General features: G+C 37.7%; 17 protein-coding genes. 5 read left to right on the forward strand and 12 right to left on the reverse strand.

Annotated elements, in window-relative coordinates:
- Positions 1 to 192 precede the first annotated feature (192 nt).
- From FHR28_RS11395 to FHR28_RS11415, 5 genes are all read right to left on the reverse strand, one after another.
- Positions 193 to 1,428, reverse strand: a complete 1,236-nt coding sequence (locus FHR28_RS11395) for a dihydroorotase (protein ID WP_056510562.1) — start codon at positions 1,426 to 1,428, stop codon at positions 193 to 195.
- 16 nt (positions 1,429 to 1,444) lie between these two features.
- Positions 1,445 to 2,461: an aspartate carbamoyltransferase catalytic subunit gene (locus FHR28_RS11400; protein WP_004721095.1), complete on the reverse strand. Its 1,017-nt coding sequence runs from the start codon at positions 2,459 to 2,461 to the stop codon at positions 1,445 to 1,447.
- 94 nt (positions 2,462 to 2,555) lie between these two features.
- Positions 2,556 to 3,149 carry a hypothetical protein gene (locus FHR28_RS11405; RefSeq protein WP_166782611.1) on the reverse strand — a complete coding sequence of 198 codons (594 nt, stop codon included), beginning with the start codon at positions 3,147 to 3,149 and terminating at the stop codon, positions 2,556 to 2,558.
- Between the two features lie 112 nt (positions 3,150 to 3,261).
- Entirely contained in the window at positions 3,262 to 3,621 is a 360-nt protein-coding gene (locus FHR28_RS11410; RefSeq protein WP_004721102.1) for a hypothetical protein, read from the reverse strand.
- A 787-nt stretch (positions 3,622 to 4,408) separates the two neighbouring features.
- Complete coding sequence (locus FHR28_RS11415) at positions 4,409 to 5,020, reverse strand: LysE family translocator (protein ID WP_166782612.1); 612 nt, start codon at positions 5,018 to 5,020, stop codon at positions 4,409 to 4,411.
- 189 nt (positions 5,021 to 5,209) lie between these two features.
- Here FHR28_RS11415 and rlmKL point away from each other — a divergent pair, with 189 nt between their 5' ends.
- Complete coding sequence (rlmKL, locus tag FHR28_RS11420) at positions 5,210 to 7,414, forward strand: bifunctional 23S rRNA (guanine(2069)-N(7))-methyltransferase RlmK/23S rRNA (guanine(2445)-N(2))-methyltransferase RlmL (protein ID WP_004721106.1); 2,205 nt, start codon at positions 5,210 to 5,212, stop codon at positions 7,412 to 7,414.
- Positions 7,415 to 7,432: 18 nt separating this feature from the next.
- Here rlmKL and FHR28_RS11425 read toward each other — a convergent pair whose 3' ends face one another.
- On the reverse strand, positions 7,433 to 7,897 hold the full coding sequence (locus FHR28_RS11425) for a hypothetical protein (RefSeq protein ID WP_004721109.1): 465 nt from the start codon (positions 7,895 to 7,897) through the stop codon (positions 7,433 to 7,435).
- 525 nt (positions 7,898 to 8,422) lie between these two features.
- On the reverse strand, positions 8,423 to 11,002 hold the full coding sequence (gene clpB / locus FHR28_RS11430; protein WP_166782613.1) for an ATP-dependent chaperone ClpB: 2,580 nt from the start codon (positions 11,000 to 11,002) through the stop codon (positions 8,423 to 8,425).
- 266 nt (positions 11,003 to 11,268) lie between these two features.
- On the opposite strand from clpB, the gene FHR28_RS11435 reads away from it, so the two are divergent.
- The gene (locus tag FHR28_RS11435; protein ID WP_166782614.1) at positions 11,269 to 12,414 is read left to right on the forward strand and encodes a hypothetical protein; all 1,146 of its coding nucleotides are present in this window, start codon (positions 11,269 to 11,271) and stop codon (positions 12,412 to 12,414) included.
- Between the two features lie 60 nt (positions 12,415 to 12,474).
- Here the strand turns inward: FHR28_RS11435 and epsC are convergent, their stop codons facing one another.
- Positions 12,475 to 13,383 carry a serine O-acetyltransferase EpsC gene (gene epsC / locus FHR28_RS11440; protein WP_004820985.1) on the reverse strand — a complete coding sequence of 303 codons (909 nt, stop codon included), beginning with the start codon at positions 13,381 to 13,383 and terminating at the stop codon, positions 12,475 to 12,477.
- A gap of 606 nt (positions 13,384 to 13,989) precedes the next feature.
- Between epsC and FHR28_RS11445 the strand changes: the two genes are divergently transcribed.
- The 3 genes from FHR28_RS11445 (at position 13,990) to FHR28_RS11455 (ending at position 17,564) form a co-directional block, all read left to right on the forward strand.
- Complete coding sequence (locus tag FHR28_RS11445; RefSeq protein WP_004721117.1) at positions 13,990 to 14,478, forward strand: rhodanese-like domain-containing protein; 489 nt, start codon at positions 13,990 to 13,992, stop codon at positions 14,476 to 14,478.
- Between the two features lie 211 nt (positions 14,479 to 14,689).
- Positions 14,690 to 15,622 carry a family 2A encapsulin nanocompartment shell protein gene (locus FHR28_RS11450; RefSeq protein ID WP_004721119.1) on the forward strand — a complete coding sequence of 311 codons (933 nt, stop codon included), beginning with the start codon at positions 14,690 to 14,692 and terminating at the stop codon, positions 15,620 to 15,622.
- Positions 15,597 to 17,564, forward strand: coding sequence for a family 2A encapsulin nanocompartment cargo protein cysteine desulfurase (locus FHR28_RS11455; protein WP_166782615.1), 1,968 nt, complete (start codon positions 15,597 to 15,599; stop codon positions 17,562 to 17,564). Before FHR28_RS11450 ends, FHR28_RS11455 begins: the two co-directional genes overlap by 26 nt.
- Positions 17,565 to 17,890: 326 nt before the next feature.
- Here FHR28_RS11455 and FHR28_RS11460 read toward each other — a convergent pair whose 3' ends face one another.
- The 4 genes from FHR28_RS11460 to FHR28_RS11475 are packed head-to-tail and all read right to left on the reverse strand — an operon-like array spanning position 17,891 to position 19,965.
- Entirely contained in the window at positions 17,891 to 18,358 is a 468-nt protein-coding gene (locus FHR28_RS11460) for a hypothetical protein (RefSeq protein WP_166782616.1), read from the reverse strand.
- A gap of 1 nt (position 18,359) precedes the next feature.
- On the reverse strand, positions 18,360 to 18,974 hold the full coding sequence (locus FHR28_RS11465; RefSeq protein ID WP_166782617.1) for a hypothetical protein: 615 nt from the start codon (positions 18,972 to 18,974) through the stop codon (positions 18,360 to 18,362).
- Positions 18,975 to 18,977: 3 nt separating this feature from the next.
- Positions 18,978 to 19,529 carry a PAAR domain-containing protein gene (locus FHR28_RS11470; protein ID WP_166782618.1) on the reverse strand — a complete coding sequence of 184 codons (552 nt, stop codon included), beginning with the start codon at positions 19,527 to 19,529 and terminating at the stop codon, positions 18,978 to 18,980.
- Positions 19,522 to 19,965, reverse strand: a complete 444-nt coding sequence (locus FHR28_RS11475) for a PAAR domain-containing protein (protein ID WP_166782619.1) — start codon at positions 19,963 to 19,965, stop codon at positions 19,522 to 19,524. Before FHR28_RS11475 ends, FHR28_RS11470 begins: the two co-directional genes overlap by 8 nt.
- Positions 19,966 to 20,175 lie beyond the last annotated feature (210 nt).

The raw sequence follows: 20,175 nt of genomic DNA on the forward strand, positions 1-20,175 counted from the left end.
ATTTTGGACACTCCGATTTCATTGTTGTATTTGTCACATTAAAAATCATTTTATTGATCATTTTTTATTCTAGTGATTAAATTCTAATAGTTATAATAGCTTTTTGTAGCACAGCGTGTTCAATATCTATTTGAAAAGCCAGCTTATGCTGGCTTTTTGTTTCAATTTTTGCGCTTATGTAAATTTTACAGCTTAGGCAGTAAACGTTTGCAGTACTTTACCGACCATTTTTTGATTGATTAATGGCGTATTTTTTCCATGAGATAAAATACTGTCATTGCTAACAATCCATTCTAGATCTGGATCAACCAATGCCCAACCCGATTCTTTGACCCAACGATCCGTCATATTGGCCACTTTTGCAGGAGCAAGCGTAACTTTTTCAACCCATTCTAAAGGTTCAAACAAACCTTCACGAACCAATTGCACCCCAAAAGAGACATAGGTATCAAATGCGCTAATACCTGGTAAAGTCTCGGCAAAAGGCGCTAATTTCGCAGAACCACTCAAAGGTTCATGATGAGTACAAATCGCATCAATCACACCGTCTTTGACGCCTTGGCGCAGTAATTCTTTGTCTTTTTCAGCACGCAATGGTGGGCGCACATGTGCCAAAGAATTAAAACCATCAATCAAGTGTTCTGTTAAATGCAATTGATGCATTGCAACATCTGCCGTCACAGGCAAACCTTTGTTTTTTGCAATTTTAATCAACTCTACAGATGCACCACTTGAAAGCAAACCAAAGTGCGCTTTGACGCTTGTCGCTTCAATCATCAATAGGTATTTCGCAATAGCAATTGTTTCAGCCAGTGCTGGAATCATCGGTAAACCTTGGCGTGAGGCAATAAACCCCTCATGTACACAACCGTCTTTTGCAATCTGGTGCTCTTCTGGATAAAACACCACGGTCATGTCTAAACCAGCCGCATATTCCAAGGTACGCAGAACCACATCATCATCTTTAAAAGTAGCATAGGCGTTTGAAACGGCAGTACAACCACCTTTTTTTAAACCTGCCATATTTGCGGGTTGTTTACCATTTAAACCTTGGGTTTGCGCACCAATCACTTGTAAATGAATACCACCATCTAACATGGCTTTTTCTACAAGTCCATGAATCAAAGCACCATTGTCTTGCACGATTGGCTTTGAATCAGGTGGGGTAAATACATGCAAAATACCATTTTCACGTGCCGCTTTACCTTCTGACTTCAAGGTACCATGCTGTTGCTGACCTGGCTCACGTAATCGTGCACACAAATCAACCATAGTCGGTATCAACCATTTTCCTTGTCCATCAATGGTATCCACGACATTGGCAGATGATTCGACTATTTTTCCATGTTCAACATAAACCGTTTGTACAGTGTCAATTTTTTTGATTGGGTCTAAGACACGTACATTTTCAATTTTTACACTACTCATGACTTTATCCTTAACCTTAAACTGCAATTGCTTCTAACAAACCTTTCTCTTGCAACTGACCTTGCATTGCCAAAGCCAAAACAGCCATTCGCACTGCAATACCATTGGTCACTTGATGCAAAATTACCGACTGCGCACCATCAGCAATACTAGAATCAATCTCTACACCGCGGTTCATAGGTCCCGGATGCATAACAATACAATCAGGTTTAGCCATGGCAAGCCGATCTTTATTTAAACCATACATTTTGTAAAATTCAGCTTGTGACGACAAAGCTGGTGAATCAATACGTTCATTTTGAATACGTAGAGTAATGATCACATCACAGTCTTTAATGCCTTCATCCATTTTATTGAACAAGCGAACGCCTTCACCATATTCATCAAAACCACACGGAAGCAAAGTATTTGGTGCAATTACACGGATATCTTTACAACCTAAAGTCTGTAACGCTGCGATATCTGAACGTGCCACACGCGAATGCTTAATATCACCAATAATCGCCAGACTAATGTCTTCAAAATTCTTTTTCGTTTCACGGCGAATGGTTAACATATCTAACATTGCTTGAGTTGGATGAGCATGACGCCCATCTCCAGCATTGATGATTGCAACATGCGGACAAACTGTTTCAGCAATAAAATGCGCTGCGCCTGATGAAGAGTGGCGCACAACAAAAATATCTGCTGCCATCGCTTCGAGGTTCCATAGCGTATCGCGCAATGTTTCCCCTTTTGAAGTACTTGATCGTGCAATATCAATATTCAATACATTTGCAGATAAGCGTTTTGCAGCCGCTTCAAAAGTAGTTCGTGTACGTGTCGAATTTTCAAAGAATAAGTTCATCACTGTACGACCTTCTAAAAGTGGTGTCGTTATCAGTTGATTTTGATCATTTATAAAGGAATGGGCTGTATCTAGAATTTTGGTGAGGGTTGCTTTAGAAAGACCTTCGATGGTCAGGAAATGCTTTAAGTTTCCGTCATTATTGAGTTGAATCTGACTCGGTGTATGCAATGCCGCCAAGTGCATGAGAGATTCCTTAGAGGTTAAGTTAACGTATTATACAGATTTTCTTTTTCTTTGGCAGTTGAAGTTTTGGACAAATAGTCATAAAAGTCAGCGATCAAATTTTAAATTTGATCTGCTTTAAGTCTGCAAGTTTGAGCGTTAAGTTCATCAATTTTTCTCGAAGTTGCTGAATCATATTGAGGTAGTCAATATCTGATTGATCTTTTAACAGCTCAATATAAGCATCTAGTCTCAGCAAGGCTTGATTACGCCATTTAAGTAATTCTGCTATGGGATGGTACTTTTGTGAATCAAAATCATGCAATAGATATTCCGATATTTGTATATTGGTTAATGTCACATCATATTCTTTTACACGTTTTAAGCACTTTAAGGTATCTTCTAAACGAAAGCGGATCTCGTGTTCACAAAGAAATTTTAAATGTGGAAAATCCTTTTGAGCAGCAAAATATTGTGCCAATGGCAGAGTAAAATCCTCATAAGGATACCAACGCCCATGTGCACAGGAGATTAATTCTTTATATTTTTTCTGTTCAACCCACAGTTTAAACACAACAGTCTTTGCTTGATGATAATGACTTAATCGCAGCTCAGTTTGTTGTGCCGACTCATCAGCCGTACCCACGTAAATCATTTGGTTGTTTTTTAAATATTTGCTAATTTCTGCATTGAATTTCGTATAACTCAAGTGATTGTCTCACAACTTATCCTCAGCTTAAAAATACTATAAATGAGTTTTAATTTTAATCACACTATATCAATTAAGCTCTAGCGCTGTAGCTAGAGCTTATTGCCCCCACTTATCTCAATGCACCAATATAGTGATGTGAAACTTGTGCTCGATAAATTTCTTCTTCTGTTGCACCAGAAACATATGCGTCCTCGCTTTGTTCAACTTGCGTTGTCGTTACTGTATTCACAGAGGAAGCTGGTTGTTCCTGTTCTAATAAATGCTGTAAGCGCAAGGCATGACGATTTAATTCTGGATCTTGAGTCGCCAATGACATATCAATCACATACTGTGCATAGCTTTTATTATCCACTAAATACATCACATCAATCACACGTCCTGTCACACGTCTTAATCGCGTTAAGATTAATGCCCCGATGGAAAACGCATCTGCATGTGCAATAAATCTGCTGTTGTTAATATCTTGCATAGAAATCCCCGTATTTATTAATTCATTAAAATTCAATTAAATTTCTGAGCCAATACGGTGGATAATCAAGCAAATTATGTACCAAAATCACACTATAAAATGAATTAATAATGTATACACATTATTCTCTATTTAAAAGTTTACCGACTAGAACTCGCCCCACACATTGAGGACCTTTAAATAGATCTAGAAATTACCCCGTATGCACTTTGCGCTCATCATGAACTATATTCAACCTGTCAAAAAACTCAGAAACAAGAATATAATTTCTCTTAATCAATATTTTAAATTAAATCAATTACATGAGAAAAATAAATTGTTTAATTCTAAAAATCTTGCAATGCCACACCTTATATTCAAAGTTTAAATAGCTTTGCGTAGGCGATGCCTCACTTTTCAGAGATGAAAAGTGACAAAAATCTTCCGTCGTGCGAGGGGTACGTCCTATACCCCCGCCCAACGGCGACATCCCTGTCGCCTCACGATAAGATCACCATCTATGATTCAAAAGTACAAAAATGAATTGATAACCAAGAGTTTCTAAAAGTTCATACAAAAACATAAGCTTCATTTATGATCAATGACTTGATGCAAATCAGTAATACTTCAAATATTTCAGAGCTTTGCTCAATGTTTCGATTTTTTTGCTTTTTAGTCATTTGACCTAGCCTATCAACTAAAGCATCATGATTATCAGCGACACTATTCTGTTCAATACATCAGTGCAATTGTAAAAATAAATCCATGTTTAAGCCTTACATTGAATGTAAGAAAGTTAAATCAAATTTTAATGATAAAAATAACGCCAACACATTTCCAATGAAATCAAAATTAATAACACACCCATCACGATATTAAAAAGACGTGCTCGATTTCCTGTATTTAAAAAGCTTGCTAACTTTTCACCAGCAATCCCCCACAGCAATAAAGATAGATAACAGACGACAAAATAAATCACTACAAAAACCAATAAAACAGCATGGATATGCCCCGTTGAAAATAGCCCTGTACCCGCCACTGCGGCAATCCATGCTTTGGGATTTAGCCATTGCATCAACGCACCCTGTATAAAGGTTGGTATTTTTGCTTCATTATGGGGTTGACTTGAGATCACGGTCCCTTTTGCACGTAGAATATTGAGCCCAATCCACAACAATAAAACTGTACCTAAAATCGTGATCACATCAAGAAGTACAGGATTGATCACAATCATTTGATACAAACCAAAACAGACTGATGCCAATAACAAGGTAAAACCAATGGTCGCCCCTGAAATAAATGCAAAAGTTGCTTTTACACCATAATTCATACTGCTGGTTAAAATGGTCAAATTCACAGGTCCTGGTGAAATCGACATAGACAGCGAAAAAATAAACATTGAAACAATAAGACTGAGCATTTTTTAAATTCGATATTTGATCTTATCTACATATTGATATTTGAATATATTTCAAGCAAAAAACCCAAATTTTTAACTGAATTTAGTACTTTTTATAAAATTTCGGACTTAAAAGGCCATTCTATAAGTTTTCGTCATTAAAATACGCTAAAATACGCGATTGCTTTTTTAATGTCTTTGGAAATATTCATGAATTCGAAACCACGTCTTTCTACATATTGGGTTACCTGTGCAGATGGACTAGAAACCTTACTGCAAGAAGAAATTCAAGGTTTAGGGATTCAAGATATTGAAAAATTTCCTGGACGTTTAATCTTTAAAGGCAAACTCGAAGATGCATACCGTGTTTGTATGTGGTCACGTTTGGCTTCTCGTGTACTGACACCGATTCATGTTCATGAACTTGAATTTACCCATGACGCACGTGACGTTGCAGAAGAACTTTATGAAGGTGCGATCAATTTTGATTGGTCACTTATTTTTGCACCACAAAGTACTTTCGCAATTCGTCTTCACGTAGAACGTGATATTAAAGTCAATACACAGTTTGCGACTTTACGTGTTAAAGATGGTGTGGTTGATTCTTTCATGGAAGCTGTCGGTAAACGTCCAAGTATCGACATTAAACAGCCTGAAATTACCCTGTATGTGCTTGCTGGAAAAACTGAACACACCTATTGTTTAGATTTATCTGGAGATTCTTTACATAAGCGTGGCTATCGTCGTTTTATGACAGATGCGCCGATTAAAGAAAACCTAGCCGCCGCTATCCTACAAAAAGCACAGCTTAAACAACGTAATCCAGAAATTATTCTTGACCCAATGTGTGGTTCAGGAACCTTTATTATTGAATCATTGATGATCCTAACTGATCGTGCACCTGGTTTAGTGCGCCGTTTCGGCTTTAATGGCTGGAATGGACATGATCATGAGTTATGGATGTCGATTAAAGCTGAAGCAGCTGAACGTCATAAAGTTGCCTTAGAACAACCTTTACCTAAATTCTATGCCTATGATGCAGATTGGGAAGCAGTAAAAGCAACCAAACAAAATATTATTGCTGCTGGATTTGAGCAACAACTGGATCAAATTCAAATTGAAGAGCGTACTTTAGCAGATTGGCCTGATTTCCAAGCAGAAGGCAAAACTTCATTTATAGTCACCAACCCACCCTATGGTGAGCGTTTAGGGGAAAAAGCCTCTAACCGAGCTTTATATCTGGGTCTGTCAGCACTTCTACAAAAGAATTTCCCGAATCAGCATGCTGCCGTTATCGCAGCGGCTGTTGAACAAGCTGATGTATTGGCATTTAACAATCCACAAATCTTACGTTTAATGAATGGTAAATTGCCAATTTATATTCGTTTTGGTGATATTAAGCCTGCAGCAGTGGTTAAACCTTTCCTTGCAGATTGGCAACCTCAACAATTTGAAAAAATCGAAGGTGCGGAAGACTTTACCAATCGTTTGCAAAAAAATATGCAAGCTTTAAAGAAATGGGCTGTAAAAGAAGATATTTATTGTTTACGTCTCTATGATGCAGATTTACCAGACTTTAATGTCGCTGTAGATTTGTATGGTGATCGTTTACATGTTCAAGAATATGCACCACCAAAAACCATTGACCCAGAAAAAGCCAAAAAACGTTTTAACCTCGCTTTGGCTTCAATCCGTGCCGTAACAGGTTTAGGTCGTGATGCGATCTTTATCAAAACCCGTGCCCGTCAAGAAGGTAAAACCCAGTACGCAAAACAAAGTACTGCATCTAAACGTTTTATCGTACAAGAAGGTAAAGCCAAAATTTTAATCAACTTGACTGATTATTTGGATACTGGATTATTCCTAGATCACCGTCAAATGCGTCTACGTATTGCAGCTGAAGCTAAAGGAAAACATTTCCTGAACCTGTATAGTTATACCTCTACAGCAAGTCTACACGCTGCTTTAGGGGGTGCTGCAAGTACGACAAGTGTTGACTTATCCAATACTTATCTAAATTGGTCTAAAGAAAACTTTGTCTTGAATGGCTTAACAGTTGATCATCCAGATGAACAGCATCAATTCTTCTCAAGTGATTGTTTTGAATGGTTAAAAGAAGGTCATGAACAATATGACATGATTTTTATTGACCCACCAACCTTCTCAAACTCAAAGAAATTCTACGGTACTTTTGACGTGCAACGTGACCATATTTCTTTACTTAAACGTGCAATGAATCGTCTAACCACAGAGGGAACGTTGTATTTCTCAAATAACTATCGTGGTTTTGAGATGGACGAAGAAATCGATGCAATGTTTGATGTACAAGAGATCACCAATGAAACAATTGGCTTAGATTTCAAACGTAATCAAAAAATCCATAGAGCATGGAAAATTAAACACTTCCCTGTTTAATCATACTAGACCTCGGGCTTATTTATAAGCCACGGGGTCAATTTCGTGTCCTATATAAAGTGTAACGCGATCTTGGGTTGTAATTCGGACATCATGGCGTTGATATGGATTATAACCAACCTCAATTATTCTATATTTTTCAAGTGGTTTTAAATATTTATCCCCAGGTTGATTTGGATCTGGATCTTTTTTCTGCCACTCGAAATCAGTTAATACAGTAGAATAAATTTCATCTTTTTTAGCATCGTCCGACCTTTCCTGAGCAACTTGTTTATGCAGGTTATTTTGCTCTTCGACAGGTTGTTGTGCATTTTCCTTTACAGCTTTAATAATAATGGGTGACAGTTTAACCACACCTACAGATTGCGCTGCAAGATCTTGATCATCTAATTTATCTGCCAATGCCTCTATCGAACTAAATGCCATCAAGAGAAAACCGAGTATTTTTAAATAATCAGATTTGTCCTTATCTTTGATCATCATGATCAACTTTTCCTTTCTTATTATTCCTCATTGAAAAAACTATCAATTTTTGACCGTTTTTTCAATAAATTCATGAAAAACCCGATAATAGGTAAAACCTAAATAAACACGCATAAATATCTGATGATTAAAATAATATGATGAAGAGCCAAGGCTATGCCGATTGCTTCTTCTAGATGGTTTATAGATCTATGCATCCCTATAGCTCTGGATGCTTGATTGGGGAATCAAACAGGCTTTAAACCTTTGCATCAATTCTGTGATGTGTAGTGTTTTCCCTATTATGCGGAAAGTCTTAATGTGGCATTCTGCTGTTCAATCAACCTCAATTACCCTTCACAAGTGCTATCCATCAATATTACTTCCCCCTTGCACCAATGCTTACACGTATGTAGAACGCTAAAAGTCCTCAAGCTTGCAATGCCATACCTTATATTCAAAATAACACGCAAAAATATAAATGCTTATCCAATAAAAAAGCCAACCACCTTGCGGTAGTTGGCTTCGGTTATACTGTTGGATAAATTAACTTAATTTTAATTTACCAAAATCAAGTTGACCATTTTCAGCACTGATTAAGATGGTATCACCTGCTGTAAATTGACCGGCAAGGATTTGCTGAGCCAATGGATTTTCAACCTGTTGTTGAATTGCACGTTTAAGTGGACGCGCACCATATACAGGATCAAAACCAGCATCAATCAGAATATCAAAGGCCTGATCATCGACTTTCAATCCAATGTCTCGTTCAGATAAACGTGAACGTAAACGATCCAATTGAATATCCGCAATGCCACGAATTTGTGATTTTTTCAACGAGTGGAACACCACCAATTCATCGATACGGTTAATAAACTCAGGACGGAAATGTTGTGATACGGCATTCATCACCGTTAAACGAACATCTTCATCACTCGCACCTTCACCGAGTTCACGTACATCACTTGAACCTAAGTTCGATGTCATCACAATCACGGTATTTTTAAAGTCAATCAAACGACCTTGTGAGTCAGTTAATCGACCATCATCCAACACTTGTAATAAGATGTTGAATACATCTGGATGGGCTTTTTCAACTTCATCAAATAACACCACACTATACGGTTTGCGGCGGACTGCTTCAGTTAAAACACCACCTTCTTCATAACCCACATAACCCGGAGGCGCACCCACCAAGCGGCTCACCGAATGCTTTTCCATAAACTCTGACATGTCGATACGAATAATCGCATCATCACTATCAAATAAGAAGTTACCTAAAGCCTTGGTTAACTCAGTTTTACCCACCCCTGTTGGTCCAAGGAATAAGAACGAACCACTTGGACGATTAGGATCAGATAAGCCCGCACGTGAACGACGAACTGCATTTGAGACAGCAACCACAGCTTCATCTTGCCCAACCACACGGTTATGTAAGAAATCTTCCATATGAAGCAATTTCTCACGCTCGCCTTGTAGCATTTTTGACACAGGAATACCGGTTGCAGCACTGACCACTTCTGCAATTTCATTTTCAGTCACTTTGGTACGAATCAGTTTCGGTTCTTCATTGACTTCCGCAACCTCTTCTTCATTCAAACGTTTTTGCAACTCTGGAATCACGCCATATTGCAAACGACTTGCTTCTGCCAAATCACCTTCACGTTGCGCTTTTTCAAATGCAGTACGTGCTTTATCAAGTTCGATTTGCGCCTGATTTGTACCATCGACTAGACGCTTTTCTGCAATCCAAATTTCTTCCAAATCACTATATTCTTTTTCAACATCTGCAATTTGTTTTTCCAAATGCTCAACTTCAGCTTTACTGACTGAATCTGCATCTTTTTTCACCGCTTCCAATTGCATTTTTAATTGGATTAAACGGCGGTCTAAACGGTCAAGTGGCTCAGGTTTTGAGTCAATTTCCATTTTGATACGTGACGCTGCTTCATCAATCAAATCAATCGCCTTATCTGGCAATTGACGGTCTGTAATATAGCGATGTGACATTTTCGCAGCAGCTATAATGGCAGAATCGAGAATTTGCACACCATGATGCGTTGCATATTTGTCTTTTAGACCACGTAAAATTGCAATGGTGTCTTCAACACTTGGTTCATCCACCAGAACTTTTTGGAAACGACGTTCCAAAGCTGCATCTTTTTCAATAAATTGACGATACTCATCCAGAGTTGTTGCACCCACACAACGTAATTCACCACGTGCCAATGCAGGTTTTAACATATTACCTGCATCCATCGCACCATCACCTTTACCCGCACCGACAAGCGTATGTAGCTCATCAATAAACAGGATGATCTCACCATCAAATTTAGCCAGATCTTTGAGTACTGCTTTTAAACGTTCTTCAAACTCACCACGGTATTTTGCACCAGCCAGCAACGAGCCTAAGTCTAACGATAAAACACGTTTGCCTTTTAAGCCTTCAGGCACCTCACCATTGATAATACGCTGTGCCAGACCTTCAACAATCGCTGTTTTACCTACACCTGGTTCACCAATCAATACTGGATTATTTTTAGTCCGACGTGACAGTACTTGAATGGTACGACGAATTTCTTCATCACGACCAATCACAGGATCGAGTTTGCCTTCCGCAGCACGTGCCGTTAAATCTACGGTATATTTATTGAGTGAATCTCGCTGATCTTCATGGTTATTTGCCATAACTTGTTCGCCACCTCGAATATTTTCAATTGCTTTGCGTAGTTTGTCGGTTGTTACACCTACACTGGTTAACAATGTTTTGGTTGCACCTGTTTCAGCAAGTGCCAAGATCACCCAGTCGGTAGATAAAAATTCATCTCCTGCTTTTTGAGCAAAACTATCTGCCAAATTAAGCGCACGTACAGCTTCTGGATTTAAATTGATATCCCCAGTCGGTGTTCCAATTTTTGGTGCATCAGTTAAAGCTTTTTGCAGTTTTGTTTTTAACTCAGGTAGATTGGCGCCTGACTGTTGCAACAGACTTAGATTGGATGGTTCTTCCAACAAAACGGAAAGAATATGAATACCCTCAATTGCGGTATTATCATTACCCATTGCCTGAGATTGTGCATCAGATAAGGCTTGCTGCAGGCGGTTCGTAAATTTTTCAAATCGCATTCTTGTTATTCCTCACAACAAATTTTGTACTTGAATAATAAATGGGAACGTTTTTTTCGATTTCAATAGCAATAATGAATTAATTTATATATTTTTCAAAAACTTACCAAAACACTTGAAATAGATTTCAGTATTAATATCTGTGCTGAAACGTTATTTTTCAAGTAAGCTGATGGAAAAATATAGAGGATTAGTTTTTTAAGCGTTTGTATTTTCAACGATATGCTTTAGAGTAAGGAGTATTGAGAGATTTTAGTATAAGAACAATGTTGACTTTCGGTAAATCATTAACTGTGTTAATTGCAGTATCTGCACTGTATGCCTGTGGCTACAAATCGCCAAATAGTGAAGAATTTCCGCACAAACATATCCAGCAATTAACACCGAATATATCAGGCATAGAATTAAAATGGTTTAAAACGTCTGATGATATAAATAGAAAAGCCATCAATGAAAATTTTATCATCTACAGTTGCCCTGAAAGTGATGTGAAACAAAAACCTGTAAAAAACTTTAAAATATGTACTTACGATTTAAATCACGATCAACAGATTCAGCCTCATTCCATTGCTGCACAAACAAATCAATTTATCGATCAAATGTTCGCGCTAAATCACAATCACTTTCTCATCACTATTAAAACCTTTCAATCTGGTGTGAATGATCCAATGCAAGCCTATTTGTTCAATGCACAGACACAAAATTTAACGGCCATGACTTCATTTTCTTATACTGCATTTTCTCAGACAATTTTAGAAAAAATGGTACAGGAAAAGACCTATCAAAAGAAAGTTTTAGAATATGGCACTACGGTTTATTTTGATCCTCAATATACTTCTGCTAAAGAAGCCGCAGAAGCTCAAGAAGAACTCAAGCAACAACAGCAATCTGTAATCGAAAATTTCAAAGATATTTTTAGAGACAGGCCTGAAGAGCCAAAGCGTGATTTTTCACCAGATGATTATCGTGTTCAACCTGCCGAACCTTTTAATTTAAAGCTTATTCAACAGTTAAAGCTTTATCTACAACAATACCAAGCAGAATGCTATTTAATGGTTGATCCCGAAACACAGCTCTTAAAAACACCACAAAGTTATATCTATAGTCGTGATTTTTCGCAATTTCTGCCACAGTTAGAAAATGAAATAGGGCTGCCTGAATGCAAAAAACCAGCGGAATCATCACCTGTAAATGCCAAATATCTAAAATATCAAAGTATTGATGATGTTAAGGGCTCAGGAAATCATTATGTATTTTGGTTTACGCCCATTGGTTATGATGTATTCGAAATCAAACAGCATGGGCAAAATAAACAATTTAAGCTGCCCATTGACTCTGCTTGGATATATCAAAGTAGAAATAAACTGATCATCTCCACTGATCAGACTTACTACATCATTCCACTTTATTAATGAAGAGCTTTAACCTAATAAAAACTCTAACCCACTTTATTCATTAAGTATTCAATAGCTTTACACTTCTGACTTTGTCGCAGAACTTTGAGAAACCGCACTATTCGCTGCGACACTTTGAGTAATCCATACATTCCCACCAATTACAGCGCCTTGACCAATGGTAATACGCCCAAGAATGGTTGCACCTGCATAGATCACCACATTGTCTTCAACGATTGGGTGACGTGCATATTCTTTCTGTAAGCGCCCAGAATCATCAATTTCAAAACGTTTGGCGCCAAGCGTTACGGCTTGGTAAATCCGCACATTTTTACCAATAATACAGGTTTCACCAATCACCACACCAGTACCATGATCAATAAAGAAACCTTGATCGACTTGTGCGCCGGGATGTATATCAATGCCAGTTTTTGAATGTGCAATCTCAGCAATTAAACGTGCCAACAGTGACAAGTCTTTTTTATAAAATTCATGTGCAATTCGATGGTAAATAATTGCCAAAATACCCGGATAACACAATAAAACCTCATCGACACTTCGCGCTGCTGGATCACCATCATAGGCCGCAATAACATCTGTATCTAAAATACGGCGTAGATCTGGTAATTTCTGCGCAAATTCACTGACGATACTTTGTGCCAATACCTCAATCACATCGGCATTTTCGTTGTGCTTTTTATATTTATAATCATAGGTTAGATTAAGTTTGACTTGCTCCAATAATGAATGCAGAGTTTTCTCAAGTGCATGTGCAATATAAAAATTTTCGCTTTGTTGGCGTAGGTCAGGTGGTCCAAGTCGCATTGGAAACAAAATGCCACACAGATCATTCATAATTTTCTTAATTTCATCTTTTGAAGGTAATTCCCTACCGCCAAAGTCTTTTAAGCTTTTACGTTGAGTACGCCATTCATTTCGAGCTTGTTGTAGCTCATCCACAATATTGGGGATATTCCATTGGGTCATATATTTACCTACTGAAACGACTTTCACAATCCATGCGCTTAACATGAAATTTTATTATTCACTTTGAATAAACAGGGTCTGTTGGCAATTCGTTTATGTTTGCGACGACGAGTGTTTTTTAGGCGATCCGAGGCACGAAATACGAAATTTAGTCATCTAAATGAGTAGTTCGTAACGAAGTAGCGGCAAAAAACACTCTAGTCCCTCAACTACGCTTTAGACTGCAAACAAAGCAGTGCTTTGTTCTTACTCTGGGTTATCGTTAAAATTATCTCAGCCTACATTATAAAACGCAGAAATAAGCTGGCTATTCTCCTTATCCCATGCGTTACGACATATACGCCTCATGCTCAATTTTAACTTACAACGCAAACTATAATATGAAATGCTAGCAGCCCCTTGATACTATTTTATTAGCAATCTTGTAGATAAACATTCTTCGTATAAAGATATCTTTAAAAATCATTTAAACCTTATTTCAAAATAAGAATAAGCAATTCAATTTTTATTAATTTATAGAATATAGAAAATCATTATAGTTGTTATCAATACATCTGATACATCAAGACTTAGATGTAATTCTAAGTTTGAAGAAAGGCAACTGAAATGACGAGTTTAAATCAACAACACTTTACCGAATTAACTACGGCTCAAATTGAAAACATCTTTGAACAAGCAAAACAACGTGTAGAAGATCATTATTTAGAATTTACAGGGACGATTTTACCTCATGAAGCATGGGCTTTGTTTAAAGCGGGTCATGTGGTGATTGTCGACGTACGTACCAACGAAGAACGTAAGTTTGTGGGCTATGTAGAAGATACCATTCATATTCCTTGGGCAACAGGAACTGCTCTAAACCGCAATCCACGCTTTGCCAAAGAACTTGAAACTAAAATTGGAAAAGACAAGATTATTCTACTGCTTTGTCGTAGTGGCAAACGTTCCGCAGCCGCTGCAAATGTGGCTTTTAATGCGGGTTTTGAAAATATTTACAATATCGAACAAGGCTTTGAAGGCGACCTTGATGAAAATGATCATCGGGGTTCTTTCAATGGATGGCGTTTCCACAACTTACCTTGGCGTCAGGAATAAAGCTTTTGCTTTATTCCCCTTATGAATTTTTATAAGCAGTTGAGAATGATTAAAGACGCTCTTAATTAGAATCAAATTAATGCAATAAATACCCGTCACAATTAAACACCAATAGCAAAATTCTTACTTTATTGGAGATGATAAAAAAACAGCATTTTTAAATCAAATCAGTAATCAATAATTAATTTCAAATACCACCAAGGATTAAAACATGGCTAAGAACCAAGAAGTCACACGCCAAGCGCTAAATGATCAAGCGGCCCGTCAACTTGCCAATGCGACAAAAACAGTACCTCAACTCTCAACTATTACACCTCGTTGGCTGACACATTTATTGCAATGGACCCCTGTTGAAGCAGGTATCTATCGGGTCAACAAAGTCAGCAATACCGATGACATTCAGGTGGCTTGTACACAACGTGATGAAGCAACACTTCCACAAACTTTTGTCGACTATGAAGTTAATCCACGTGAATATTTTTTAAATGGTGTTTCCACTGTACTGGATATTCATACCCGTGTTTCTGACTTATATAGTAGTCCACACGATCAAATCAAAGAACAGTTACGTTTAACCATTGAAACCATTAAAGAACGTCAAGAAAGTGAATTGATCAATAATCCTGAATACGGCTTATTGGCTAGTGTTGCAGATGAGCAACGTATTTCCACTTTGACGGGTGCACCCACACCAGATGATTTTGATGATTTACTGCGTAAAGTTTGGAAAGAACCAGGCTTCTTCTTAGCACATCCCGATGCGATTGCCGCTTTTGGACGTGAATGTACCCGTCGTGGTGTTCCACCACCAACTGTAAGCCTATTTGGTTCACAGTTCATCACTTGGCGCGGTATTCCACTGATTCCTTCAAATAAAATTCCAGTCGAAGACGGCAAAACCAAAATCATCTTGTTACGCGTTGGTGAAAAGCGTCAAGGTGTTGTTGGCTTATTCCAACCAGGTCTTGCTGGTGAACAGGCACCTGGCCTATCTGTACGCTTTATGGGCATCAATCGTAATGCAATCGCCTCTTACTTAATCTCCTTATATTGTTCTCTTGCTGTGTTAACAGATGATGCACTCGCTGTGCTCGAAGATGTGGAGGTAGACAAGTACCATGACTATCCAACAACTTACAAGTAATCAACCTACTCCAGATATTTCTTCTGATCATATTGCTGATGCGCCCATCAGTGAATCTGTCATTGCACAATTGGCTGCTGAATTTTTTTCGGCTTTACCCAAGCAAAACCCACAAGGTTTTAACTTTGATATACCCGATCAACGATCTCAAGGTATTAGTCACCAACCACAGCCTAAAGACCCGATTACTGCATTGTCTGGGCGCATACCTGCCATTGTACAACAGGCAAATTTAAACCCGGATTCTACACATCACTATGTAGAACCGACCGCCGACCATCCCGAGCGTAGAATTCTATCTTCTTCGCCCATTGTTGGTGGTGCAAATACTCCTGATCCATTTGCTGTCGGACAAAAGCTAGATTTGTCTTTGAACCCTACACAAATCACACAACAGACTGCACCATCAAACCTAACAACCACTGCGCCACATCAAGCTCAATCGAGTTATTACTTTTTGGATCTGCCTCACCCTGAAGTTACCAGCGCCCAAACAGTCAATACCAATGCGGCTCAAACTGATGTGCTTAAAAATCCATATGCTTTTGATCATTATCATGTGACAGATGATCAGCAATTAAAAAGTGTATTACAAGATCGTAATGACAAACCTGCAACAGCAGCGTCTGGTTATTATTTTCTTCAATCACCCACCATTGAAGCTTTTCGTCCGCATTCAGATGTGCAAATACCAGCGAATGCTCAGAACTATCAACCCATTGATATTTTGCAAATCCGTCGGGATTTTCCCATCCTACAAGAGCGTGTAAATGGTAAGCAATTAGTTTGGTTGGATAATGCAGCCACCACCCATAAACCTCAGGCGGTCATCGATCGAATTTCATATTTCTATCAACATGAAAATTCGAATATTCACCGTGCAGCACATGAACTTGCAGCACGTGCCAGTGATGCTTATGAGCATGCACGTGATGTTGTTGCTCGCTTTATTGGGGCCGCTTCAGCAAAAAATATCGTCTTTGTTCGAGGTACAACAGAAGGCATCAACTTAATCTCAAAATCGTGGGGTAAACAGAATATTCAAGCGGGAGACGAAATTATTGTGTCCCATCTTGAACATCATGCCAATATTGTGCCTTGGTACCAACTCAGTAAAGAAACTGGTGCAAAACTCCGTGTAATTCCTGTAGATGATACTGGTCAAATTCAGATTGAGGAATTTGTAAAATTGCTCAATCCTAGAACCAAACTGGTTTCGATTACACAGGTTTCAAATGCCTTGGGTACTGTAACGCCTACTCAAGAAATTATTGCATTGGCGCATGCAGCAGGTGTGCGAGTTTTGATTGATGGTGCTCAGTCTGTTTCGCACATGCCCACCAATGTTACTGCCTTAGATGCCGATTTCTTTGTGTTTTCTGGGCATAAAGTTTTTGGCCCAACGGGTATTGGCGCTGTTTATGCCAAGTCTGAATTACTTGATAGCATGCCTGTATGGGAAGGCGGCGGAAATATGATTCAGGATGTGACGTTTGAGAATGTGGTCTATCAACCTGCACCAAATAAATTTGAAGCAGGTACGGGGAATATTGCAGATGCTGTTGGCTTAGGCGCTGCTTTAGAATACGTAGAAAGTATTGGAATCCATAACATTGCACGTTATGAACATGACTTGCTTGAATATGGTCAACATGCACTACAAAGCGTTTCTGGACTACGCCTGATTGGTACTGCATTAAATAAAGCCAGTGTGATGTCTTTTACACTGGCAGGCTATGAAACGGAAGAGGTCGGGAAAGTACTCAATCAATATGGTATCGCCGTGCGTACTGGGCATCATTGTGCGCAACCGATCTTACGCCGTTTCAGTGTTGAACGTACGGTACGCCCTTCTCTTGCGTTTTATAATACCACTGAGGAAATAGATTTATTGGTTTCAGTATTGCATCAACTCCGCCGTGCTAAACCTTATAAATCCTAATTTTAAACTTTAGCTTTTAAAGCTTAGTTTTTAAGTTTTAGTTTTCAAAGACTTTATTGATCGATCATAATCACATGCTTAATTAATTAGGCATGTGATTTTCGAGGTGAAGATTATATGATCTATTTTTGAATAGGGTACATAATTTATCCAATGGCTAAAAAACACCCCCTAAATTCGATAAAACGCTACACTACAACAAAAAAATTAAGCCACCATTTAGTTTAAATCAGTTTGATCTACCACTATTTTCATCAACCTATTTTTGCATCATTTCTAAGGCGATGTTACTCTTAACTTTAAAGTAAATATATCAACTGTACCTGTTAGTAAGGACAGTAATCTTTCGAGCTAACAAATCGTGGGTCTGCATATTCCTTTTGAATAATAGCCTTCCATTTAATACGTTTGTCCTCAAGCCATTTCAGTGTATTTAAATCTTCTTGATTTGTAGTCGGTTTTACTTTGCTATAATCAGATACAAACTTACCAATCCAACAATAGTCGGAAATTAAGCTAGGCAATGCATCATTTTCTATTTTTCCATTGAAAAGACTTTGTTCTTCATAAGCTTTTAAAATAGACACTTTCATTAATGCTGAATCATAAATAGCATCAGATACTTCACTCTTGATTTTTTTATCTATTACCTTATAAATTGGTGTATCCAAAGAGAAATAAGCACTTGAAGATTCAAATGATTGCTTTAATTCCTTACTGTCTAATTCAGTAGCATTAGAACAAGCACTTAAACTAACAGAGATAAAGCAAATAAAAATTATTCTTTTTTTCATTTTAATACCTATTTGGTGGAAATGGGGTGAGAGGACCTTCCCCTCTATAGGTTCTGTCATCTGTTAATTGTTTGACCATTCCTGCATGATAGTCTTGTTTAAAAATTCTATTAAAAGTTTGTCTATTAATATATAAAGGGCAATAATTATTACGAGCCAACGCCCTTGTATCTAAGAGAACTTGCTTAATATCCATGGCATTTTTGATTCCCAAAATAAGCATAACATCTGTAGGTGAAAAGCCAGTTTTCACTTTTAGACTAAATGCTGTTTTTTCAAATTCATGAATAATCTGAAAAGCTTCTTTTTGAGCATGTTTTTTAACGTACTGGCTGAATTTTATATACATTTGAGTATTAAATGAGAGCTTGCTAAGCATGCCATCACCTAATTTATTAATATCATATTCTAGTCCAAAACGTACAGCTAACAAAACTTCAAGTTTATTAGTAAGTTCGGCCTGTGACCAATACCAACTATCAAAAAAGAAATTATATGGTGCTGCCTTGTAATAATTATCAACTTTTAAAATTGGGTTACAAGTTAAAGAATTATACTTACATAGCTCTACATCTTCAGGAAATTGACCATTCGGTAACCCTATACTATCGCTCATAGCTTACTCCCAGCTTTCCATAGGTTCAGATAAGACAGGGATAATGAATTGTATCTGTTCTTCTTCATTTCCTGAATTGATGGCTTGTGTTTTTCCTTCAGCATCCGTGATGCCTTCAATAACTTCACCTGAAGCTCTTATTATTCTATAAGGTAATTCTGTGATAGGCTCATTCGTGGTTTCATCTAATAATTGATACTGCAAACCAAAAGTTGTTGAGATTACTTTATCTATAAAGCTATTTTGTAAAGGCTCTTTTGAGCTTGAAGAACTTCTATAATTCTCACCTTGGCTTGTTCCAACAACATGATCTTGTTTAGGTAAAATTTTAGCTCCACAAGTCAATAAGTCATCAACATAAGCAACAGCTTTGCCATCCATAATAATATGATCATGGCTTTTAACAATTTCAGACCAACATTTGCACTTAGGGCAAAAGTGACCATCTCCAGCTCGTAGAAATAGATTTCCCATTTGAGAGGTTCGTTGTTGTGTTGCTTGAATGATGCCTCCATGATTTGTCATAGAGTTATGAATTGCAAAACCTTTAGCCATGATTAATACCTTCTTGGCACAAAAAGCCTTCAGGGGCCTTATCACCGATAAAGATATTTATAGCTACAGAGTTATTAGGGCTATCGACAATCTCATCACCATTCTCTAAGTTGCTTCCTACCAATGCAACGGACTGACCATTTATAAGGCACCCCTTGCCAGCACCTGAAATGATTTTAGAAATCTCCCCATCTGCATAAATGACATCATCACCGACTAAAGCAATAGGCATTCCACCAATTCGGCTTTCCAATGCACTCGCTTTCACTAACCCACCATTTTTGGTTTTAGCCCCATTTACCGCAAGGTAATAGATCTTTTTGGGCCTATGTCGAAAATAAAGCTGCTCTGCTTTTATTGTTTGCTTTATGTCTTCTTGAGACATTTGTTTTAACTGTTCAATTGGTAATTCATGTAAAAAATTAGGTTTTGTCATACATAGTCCAATTATTGTTATTGAATGAAGAACATAGCGATTAAAACATAAAATCAACTATTAAGACAAATTTAATTGAATTGTTAATTATATTTAATAATTTAAATTTATTTACTCAAATTAACGACAGTCTTTTATGGCGCTTCTGTTCTGATTATCTCGCTTATATAAGTTTATGACCAATCGCATAAAGTAAATCACATACATCTT

Origin of the sequence: Acinetobacter sp. BIGb0196, assembly GCF_011759595.1 — a bacterium.
Classification (GTDB): Bacteria; Pseudomonadota; Gammaproteobacteria; order Pseudomonadales; family Moraxellaceae; genus Acinetobacter; species Acinetobacter guillouiae.